Origin of the sequence: Frankia nepalensis (assembly GCF_016786325.1) — a bacterium.
GTDB lineage: Bacteria > Actinomycetota > Actinomycetes > Frankiales > Frankiaceae > Pseudofrankia > Pseudofrankia nepalensis.
On record NZ_JADWYU010000083.1, the window covers coordinates 63,549 to 71,300 of the forward strand.

At 73.4% G+C, this 7,752-nt stretch carries 8 protein-coding genes; 6 read left to right on the plus strand and 2 right to left on the minus strand.

All coding sequences use genetic code 11. The features are described from left to right. The first annotated feature begins 77 nt into the window (after nucleotides 1-77). From I6A81_RS04045 to I6A81_RS04060, 4 genes are all read left to right on the plus strand, one after another. Nucleotides 78-1,016 (plus strand): class II glutamine amidotransferase domain-containing protein, encoded by a 939-nt coding sequence (locus I6A81_RS04045; RefSeq protein WP_203002329.1) that lies wholly within the window; start codon nucleotides 78-80, stop codon nucleotides 1,014-1,016. After that, nucleotides 1,004-1,855 carry a glutamate synthase gene (locus I6A81_RS04050; protein ID WP_238428826.1) on the plus strand — a complete coding sequence of 284 codons (852 nt, stop codon included), beginning with the start codon at nucleotides 1,004-1,006 and terminating at the stop codon, nucleotides 1,853-1,855. The genes I6A81_RS04045 and I6A81_RS04050 overlap by 13 nt, the downstream gene beginning before the upstream one ends. An 80-nt stretch (nucleotides 1,856-1,935) precedes the next feature. Further along, nucleotides 1,936-3,282, plus strand: coding sequence for an FMN-binding glutamate synthase family protein (locus I6A81_RS04055; protein ID WP_203002350.1), 1,347 nt, complete (start codon nucleotides 1,936-1,938; stop codon nucleotides 3,280-3,282). Between the two features lie 15 nt (nucleotides 3,283-3,297). Next, the gene (locus I6A81_RS04060; protein ID WP_238428824.1) at nucleotides 3,298-3,972 is read left to right on the plus strand and encodes a helix-turn-helix domain-containing protein; all 675 of its coding nucleotides are present in this window, start codon (nucleotides 3,298-3,300) and stop codon (nucleotides 3,970-3,972) included. Nucleotides 3,973-4,144: 172 nt separating this feature from the next. Here I6A81_RS04060 and I6A81_RS04065 read toward each other — a convergent pair whose 3' ends face one another. Next, a complete protein-coding gene (locus tag I6A81_RS04065; protein WP_203002328.1) occupies nucleotides 4,145-4,756 on the minus strand; it encodes a Maf family protein in 612 nt (203 codons plus the stop codon). Between the two features lie 176 nt (nucleotides 4,757-4,932). Here I6A81_RS04065 and I6A81_RS04070 point away from each other — a divergent pair, with 176 nt between their 5' ends. Then, nucleotides 4,933-5,604 (plus strand): nitroreductase family protein, encoded by a 672-nt coding sequence (locus I6A81_RS04070; RefSeq protein ID WP_203002327.1) that lies wholly within the window; start codon nucleotides 4,933-4,935, stop codon nucleotides 5,602-5,604. Here I6A81_RS04070 and I6A81_RS04075 read toward each other — a convergent pair. Continuing rightward, the gene (locus I6A81_RS04075) at nucleotides 5,555-7,234 is read right to left on the minus strand and encodes a hypothetical protein (RefSeq protein WP_238428823.1); all 1,680 of its coding nucleotides are present in this window, start codon (nucleotides 7,232-7,234) and stop codon (nucleotides 5,555-5,557) included. The two genes, I6A81_RS04070 and I6A81_RS04075, sit on opposite strands and share 50 nt — an antisense overlap. Nucleotides 7,235-7,474: 240 nt before the next feature. Here I6A81_RS04075 and I6A81_RS42975 point away from each other — a divergent pair. Beyond that, on the plus strand, nucleotides 7,475-7,752 hold a 278-nt coding region (locus tag I6A81_RS42975), incomplete at its 3' end, for a hypothetical protein (protein ID WP_238438132.1).

Below are 7,752 nucleotides of genomic sequence, written 5' to 3' on the forward strand. Positions count from 1 at the left end.
TCCCCCGGTTGGCGCCGACACCGGCCGACCGGACCCACAGCCGACCGGACAAGGACGATCGAAAGGAGAACGGGCCCGTGTGCGGGATCGTCGGGCTCCACCTGCGCGACCCCGAGCTGTACCCCCGGCTCGGCCGCCTGCTGGAGACCATGTTGCGCCAGGTCGTCGAGCGTGGTCCCGACTCGGCCGGCGTCGCCGTGTACGGCGACCGCCGCCGCTGCCCGCGGGGGCACGCCGCCGTGTCGGTGCTGCTGGGGTCGGCCGGTGGCGCGCCGGTCGACGGCGAAGGCACCGACCCGGCACGGGCGGGCCTCGAGGCCGCGGTGCGGGCGGCGCTGCCGGGCTCGCCCGAGCTGCTGGTGACCGCCGCCGGGGCCACCACCGTCGTGGCGGCCCCGGTTGACGTCGACACGCTCGTCGACGCGGTCCGCCGGGCCGTCCCGTCCGCCCTCGTCGTCGGCTCGGGCCGGGACCTGACCGTCTACAAGGGCATCGGCGACCCCGTCGCCCTCGCGGCCACCTATGACCTGGCGAACGCCCAGGGCTGGCAGGGGCTGGCGCACACCCGGATGGCGACGGAGTCGGCCGTCAACCCCGAGGGCTGCCACCCGTACGCGGTCGGCCCGGACCAGTGCCTCGTGCACAACGGCTCGTTCGCCAACCACGCCACGATCCGCCGGGAGCTGGCCGCCGAGGGCGTCCGGTTCGACTCCGAGAACGACTCGGAAGTCGGCGCCCGGTTCGTCGCCGCCCAGCTCGCCCAGGGCGCGGACCTCGACAAGGCGCTGCGGCTGCTGTGCGAGCGCTTTGACGGCTTCTACACGCTGCTCGTCACCAGCGACGACGGGTTCGCGGTCGTGCGCGACGCGATCGCCTGCAAGCCCGCGATCATCGCCGAAACGCCCGCATGGGTCGCGATGGCCTCGGAGTTCCGGGCGCTGGCGGACCTGCCCGGGATCGACACCGCCCGCATCTACGAACCCGAGCCGGAGAGGGTCTACGCATGGCGCCGCTGAGCGAAGAAGCACGCGCGCGGAGGTCTCATGCGACGTACGGGTATGAGGCCGGAGCGCGCGGGCGACGCGGCGAAGCAGAGACGCCGAGCGGAGGCGAAGCAGAGGTCCTGAGCGAGCCGGCCACCGTCCTGGCGCCGGCGGGCACCGCGGAGCGGACGGTCACCTTCGACCTCGGGGTCACCACGGTGCGCGCGCTCAACAGCGAGCTGCACGCCCCGACGGCGACGTCCTACGAGGTCCTGCGGCCGCAGGGCGCGCACGCGATCGCCGCGGGGGTGCACGCCCCGCTGACGATCGACGTCCGCGGCCACGCCGGCTACTACTGCGCCGGGATGAACGACGGCGGCTTGATCACCGTGCAGGGCAACGTCGGCACCGGCGTCGCGGAGAACATGATGTCGGGCGTCGTGCGGGTGCGCGGCGACGCCTCACAGTCGGCCGGAGCGACCGCCCACGGCGGCCTGCTCGTGATCGAGGGCTCGGCGTCGATGCGCTGCGGCATCTCCATGAAGGGCGTCGACATCGTCGTCGGCGGCGACATCGGCCCGATGAGCGCGTTCATGGCCCAGGCTGGCCGGCTCGTCGTCTGCGGCGACGCCGGCGACGGCCTCGGCGACTCGATCTACGAGGCGCGGATCTACGTCCGCGGCACGGTGGCCGGCCTGGGCGCCGACTGCGTCGAGAAGGACCTGCGCGCCGAGCACCGGGCCGAGCTCGCCGAACTGCTCACCGCGGCCGGGATCGACCCGGTGGGCGAGTACGCGCCCGAGCGCTTCCGCCGCTACGGCTCGGCACGGCGGCTCTACCACTTCGCCGCGGGCAACTCGGCCGCCTACTAGCAAGGAGGGGTTCGATGACGGAGTTCCCGCCGACAGCGTCTCCAGCGACAGCGTCCCCGGCGACGGCGTCCCCGGCGGTCATGAGCGGGCAGGAGGCCTCCCTCGGCCTCCGGGAGTCGCACACCTTCGACCGGGCGACGATCGCCGGCATCCAGCGCGCGGCGGAGACGGGCGTCTACGACATCCGCGGCTGGGGCGCCAAGCGCCGGCTGCCGCACTTCGACGACCTGCTCTTCCTCGGGGCGTCGATGTCGCGCTACCCGCTGGAGGGGTACCGGGAGCGCTGCGACACCGACGTGGTGCTCGGCGACCGCAACGCCAAATACCCGCTGCGCCTGGCCATCCCGGTCACGATCGCCGGGATGAGCTTCGGGGCGCTGTCCGCGCAGGCCAAGGAGGCCCTGGGGCGGGGTGCGAGCGAGGTCGGCACCTCCACCACCACGGGCGACGGCGGCATGACCCCTGAGGAGCGCGGCCAGTCCAAGCACCTCGTCTACCAGTACCTGCCGAGCCGCTACGGCATGAACCCGACCGACCTGCGCAAGGCCGACGCGATCGAGGTCGTGCTCGGCCAGGGCGCCAAGCCCGGCGGCGGCGGCATGCTGCTGGGCCAGAAGATCTCCGACCGGGTCGCGGCGATGCGCACCCTTCCGGCCGGGATCGACCAGCGCTCCGCCTGCCGGCACCCCGACTGGACCGGCCCCGACGACCTCGCCATCAAGATCCTGGAGCTGCGCGAGATCACCGACTGGGAGAAGCCGATCTACGTCAAGGTCGGCGCCTCGCGGACCTACTACGACGTGAAGCTCGCGGTCGCCGCCGGCGCGGACGTCGTCGTCGTCGACGGCATGCAGGGTGGCACCGCCGCCACCCAGGACGTGTTCATCGAACACGTCGGCATCCCGACCCTTGCCGCGATCCCGCAGGCTGTCCAGGCGCTCGCGGAGCTGGGCCTGCACCGCAAGGTGCAGCTCGTCGTCTCCGGCGGCATCCGCACCGGCGCCGACGTCGCCAAGGCGATGGCGCTCGGCGCGGACGCGGTGGCGATCGGCACCGCCGCGCTGATCGCGCTCGGGGACAACCACCCGCGCCACGCCGCCGAGTACGCGAAGCTCGGCTCGGCGGCCGGCTTCTACGACGACTTCCAGGACGGCCGCGACCCGGCGGGCATCTCCACCCAGGACCCGGAGCTGGCCGCCCGGCTCGACCCGGTCGAAGGTGGCCGCCGCCTCGCGAACTACCTGCGGGTGCTGACGATGGAGGCGCAGACCATCGCCAGGGCCTGCGGCAAGTCGCACGTGCGCAACCTCGAGCCCGAGGACCTCGTCGCCCTCACCATCGAGGCCGCCGCCATGGCCCGCGTCCCGCTCGCCGGCACCAGCTGGATCCCCGGCCAGGGCACCGGCGATCACGGACGGTTCGGATGAGTACGGGCGGTTCGGATGAGTGATGCCGGGCGGGAGCCGGTCCCGCCTGGGCCCGGGCCGGACGAGGAACGCCCGCCGCGGGAGGTCGACGCCGACGCGCCCGTCCAGGAGGGCCGGCTGGAGCGGCTGATCGCCGCGCAGGTGCGCCACCTGCGGCTGGCGGCCGGGCTGACGCTCGCCGAGATGGCCGCGCGCAGCGGCATCTCCAAGCCGATGCTCTCCAAGATCGAGAATGCCGTCACCAGCTGCAGCCTGACCACGCTGGCGCGGCTCGCCGACGCTCTCGACGTGCCGGTCACCGCGCTGTTCCGGGGCGCCGACGACCAGCGGGAGGCGGTCTTCACCCCCGCCGGCGCGGGCGGGCGCATCGTCGCGCGCGGCACCCGCGTCGGCCACGACTACACCCTGCTCGGCGGCCTGCGTGGCCCGCACAAGCGGATGGAGGCACACCTGGTCACCCTTACCGAGCGCAGCGAGACCTTCCCGCTCTTCCAGCACCCCGGCACCGAACTGCTCTACATGCTGGAAGGCGAGATGGTCTACAGCCACAGCGGCGCCAGCTACACCATGGGCCCCGGCGACGCCCTCCAGCTCGACGGCGAGGGCGTCCACGGCCCCCAGGAGCTGATCTCGCTGCCGATCCGCTTCCTGTCCGTCGTCGCCTACAGCGCCACCGACGACGGGCCGTAGCCCGACACAGCCGCCCGCCCACCGGGGCGGCCAGGGCCCGGGCGACGAGGAAGGCCAGGGCGCGCCGGCCGTCGCGTCATCGCGTCATCGCGTCGAACGGCCCGGGGATGCCGCCAACGGCCCGCGGACGCCGTCGAACGGGAAGCCGTGCGCGCGGGCCCGGCCGCGGCTGTCAACCACGGGCCTCCTCCTGCCCGGCCGGGGCCGGTAGCGAGACGCCGAAGTGGGCCAGCAGGCGGCGCAGCGTGGCGGTCGGCAGGCCGATGACGTTGTCCAGGTCGCCGGCGACGGATGTCACCAACCGGCGCCCCAGGCCCTGGATCGCGTAGGCGCCGGCCTTGTCGAACGGTTCGCCGGAGGCGACGTACTCCCGGATCTCGTCCGCGCCGAGCGGGCGCATCCGCACGACGGAGGTCGTCGCGGCCTCGCGAAGCTCGCCGCTCGCCGCGTCGACGACGGCGAGCCCGGTCACCACCTGGTGCGCGCGGCCCGCCAGCTCGCCGAGCATCGCGGCGGCCTCGAGGGCGTCTCCCGGCTTGCCGTAGATGCGTCCGGCCAGCTCCACCACCGTGTCGCCCCCGATGACGAGCCCGTCCGGGACCCGCCCGGCCACAGCGCGCGCCTTACGCCGCGCCAGCCGCAGCGCGACATCGTGCGGGCCGTTGTGCTCGTCGACCGCCTCGTCGACCTCGCTGACCAGGACGTCGAACGGCACGCCCATGGCCGCGAGCAGCTCGCGCCGGCGCGGCGAGCCCGACGCCAGCACGATCCTTCTGGCAGGCATCGGATCCCCTCCGCGCGCGACAAGACGACACGACAACGCGACAAGACGATGAGACCGCTGCCACGGCGGACTCGGCGCGGTCGCGCCGGCGGCGTGCCGCCGGCAACGGTTTGACTGCGACGTCGAAGTTACAGTTTCGTGTGGCCAGGCGGCGGAGCGGCGCGAGGAGGTTGGCCATGGGCGAGACAGGGCAGGCACCCGGCGCGCCGAGCATGGATCTCTACGAGGCGATGCGGACCGCGCGGTCGCTGCGCCGGTTCAGGCCGGACCCGGTGCCCGACGAGGTGCTGGCCCGCTGCCTGGAGGCGGCCACCTGGGCGCCGAGCGGCTCCAACCGGCAGGGCTGGCGGTTCGTCGTGCTGCGCTCCCCCGAGGTCCGCGCCGTGCTGGGACCGGCGTTCCGGGCCGGGTGGGACTGGGTCTGCAACGAGATCTACGGCTACGAGCCGCGGCCGGCGGACGACGACACGTCGAAGGCGGCCCGGATCACCCGGACGATGCTGCATCTCGTCGAGAACTTCGAGAACGTGCCGGTCTACGTGCTGTTCTGCCATGAGCCGACGGGCTTCGTCGGTGACTTCCTGGAGGCCGGCTCGATCTTCCCCGCCGTGCAGAACTTCCTGCTCGCGGCACGCGTCGAGGGCCTCGGCACCGTCCCCAGCACGTGGTTCACCTTCGGCGAGGAGAAACTGCGCGCGGTCGTCGGCATCCCCGACACCTGGAAGATCGCCTCACTGGTCGCGGTCGGCTGGCCCCAGGGCCACCACGGCCCGGTCCGTCGCAAGCCAGTCGGCAAGGTCACCGCCCTCGACACCTGGGACAACCCCTTCCTCCCGTCGGAGAGCTGACCCGCGCCACCCGCCGGCGGCCATCCGGCGAGGATGCCCGCGACGAGCGCGGTCCGGGCACGGACGGGACGGCGGGGCGCGCGCCGCGGGGCACCGCCGGTGACCGGTGCCGGCCACGCTGCCCGCGGGCCACCACGGGCGACCGGTGCCGGCCCGGCCGCCCACGCCCGGGACGGCGCCCGTTCGCGAGCAGTGCCCGAACCCCCCGCGTCACCCGCCGGCCCAGCAGGACGAGCACGAAGACCATCCCGAGCGCCGGGAGCGCGACCAGCACCCCGCCGACGGCCCCGGCCAGCGCCGTGACCAGCGCTCCCTCCGTCAGGGCCTGACCCGCTCCCCCAAACTCGTCGCGCACCGCCATGGCCGTCCGGGGCAGCACGAAGGGCGCGTAGACCAGCAGCATGACGATGTTCAGGGCGAGCACCGGAGCGGTGCACAGCGCCCAGGCAGTCACCATGAACCGGGCCCGCCTGGTCAGGCCGGCCAGCCGCGGATCCGGCGCCGATCCCGCGCGGGCGCGGCGCCGGGACGGGATCGCGTGCACCACCACGCGCCCGGCCGCCCGCACCGCCGGACCCATGCGGTTGAACAGGTCCGGCACTCCGACGAGATCGCTGACGATGTAATAGCCGTCCAGCCGGACGAACGGCGCGAGCTGCCGCAACGCGTCCAGGTGGATGAGCAGCACGGCCGTCACCAGCACCTCGGCCCCGGTGAGGGCGTAGATCCCGACCACGAGCATCGCGAAGAGCCCGTTGAAGTAGATCCCTCCGAGATCGGTCCGTAGCCGCCCCCAGCGGCTCAGCCGGTACGAGTCGGTGACGTCGGTGAAGAAGGCCGGCCAGACGAGGTACATGCCGAAACCGATCACGCCTGGCCGCGCGCCGCCGTAGCGGCAGGCCGCGGCGTGGCCGCACTCATGAAACAAGGCGCACGCGATCGTGAGGCCGACCAGCACCAGGATCATCGACGGGGTGGCCAGCACCATCGCGGCGCTGTCCCGCACGCTGTGCCCGCCGAACAGCCAGACGTCGGCGGCCACCAGCAGGCCCAGCAGCATGGTCACGGCCGCCGGCCGGAAGAACACGGCGAACACACCGCTGATCCGGTACACGGCCGACGCGGGGAGCAGAGTACGCCGGCCGGCGATCGTGAACAGCCCCGCGGCCCGCGGCGCCGGGGTGACACCGCCCGGAGCGGCGATCAGGCCGAGCGGCAGGAGGCGGTGGGTCAGCAGGTAGGTGACGTCAGCGCCGCTCACCGCGCGGGCGCAACGCCGCCCGGCATCGTCGGCGATCGCCGCGACGTCACGGGTACCGTCCGCCGCCTCCACGATCCGCGCGAGCAGTTCGGTGAGCGCCACGACCTGGCCGTCGGCGCGGCGCGCCAGGAAGACGGGACGCGCGAGGCCCGACCCGGCGAACTCGCCGAGCAGCGCCAGGCCCTCGGCCCGGCTCGGCCGGGCGGGCAGTTCGGCGACACTCGGTTCGACGGCGTCCAGCCCGACAGCACGGGGCTCGACGGGGCCTGGCTCCCGGCCGAGCGCGCCGGTGTCGTCCGGCTGCCGGATGAGCCGACGGGCGGGGGTCTGGGGGGGTGGCGTCTGCGCCGGCCACGCGGGTTCGGTCATCGAACGTGCTCCCTCGGCTCCCGTTCGGCACCTCCTCTCGGCGCCTCATCGATCTACCTGGCCGGCCGCCCCGCAGCGGGCGGGCATCCCGTGTCCGCCTCCTCGCCGGCAGGCCCCATCGACGCCAGGCCGCCAAAACCCTGTGTCATCCCACCAATCCGCGCGAGACTGATGAATCCGCTTGGTAAATCCACACCGCGACGGGCGCGAAACCGTCCCGCGGTTCCCCTAGCGCCTGCCGTGCCCGTCAGCGGTATCCCAGTCGCCCGTCTCACTAATGGCGTAACGGCCATCCGCACGCCAACCATCCACATACCGGGTGTCCGCATACTGGTCACCTACATACCGGTCACCGGCATACCCGTCGTTCACTGCCGCACCACCGGGATCCCGATCATCCACATACCTGTCGTCCGCATACCGGTCACTTACATCCCGGTCACCGGCATACCTGTCGTCCGCCGCCTCACCACCGGCATACCTATCACCCGCATACCGATCGCCCACATACCCACCAT

What these genes read in the sequence shown, in the direction of transcription:
- I6A81_RS04050 (WP_238428826.1), top strand. Translation starts at nt 1,004, where the DNA reads ATGGCGCCGCTGAGCGAAGAAGCACGCGCGCGGAGGTCTCATGCGACG.
- I6A81_RS04055 (WP_203002350.1), top strand. Translation starts at nt 1,936, where the DNA reads ATGAGCGGGCAGGAGGCCTCCCTCGGCCTCCGGGAGTCGCACACCTTC.
- I6A81_RS04060 (WP_238428824.1), top strand. Translation starts at nt 3,298, where the DNA reads ATGAGTGATGCCGGGCGGGAGCCGGTCCCGCCTGGGCCCGGGCCGGAC.
- I6A81_RS04065 (WP_203002328.1), bottom strand. Translation starts at nt 4,756, where the DNA reads ATGCCTGCCAGAAGGATCGTGCTGGCGTCGGGCTCGCCGCGCCGGCGC.
- I6A81_RS04070 (WP_203002327.1), top strand. Translation starts at nt 4,933, where the DNA reads ATGGGCGAGACAGGGCAGGCACCCGGCGCGCCGAGCATGGATCTCTAC.
- I6A81_RS04075 (WP_238428823.1), bottom strand. Translation starts at nt 7,234, where the DNA reads ATGACCGAACCCGCGTGGCCGGCGCAGACGCCACCCCCCCAGACCCCC.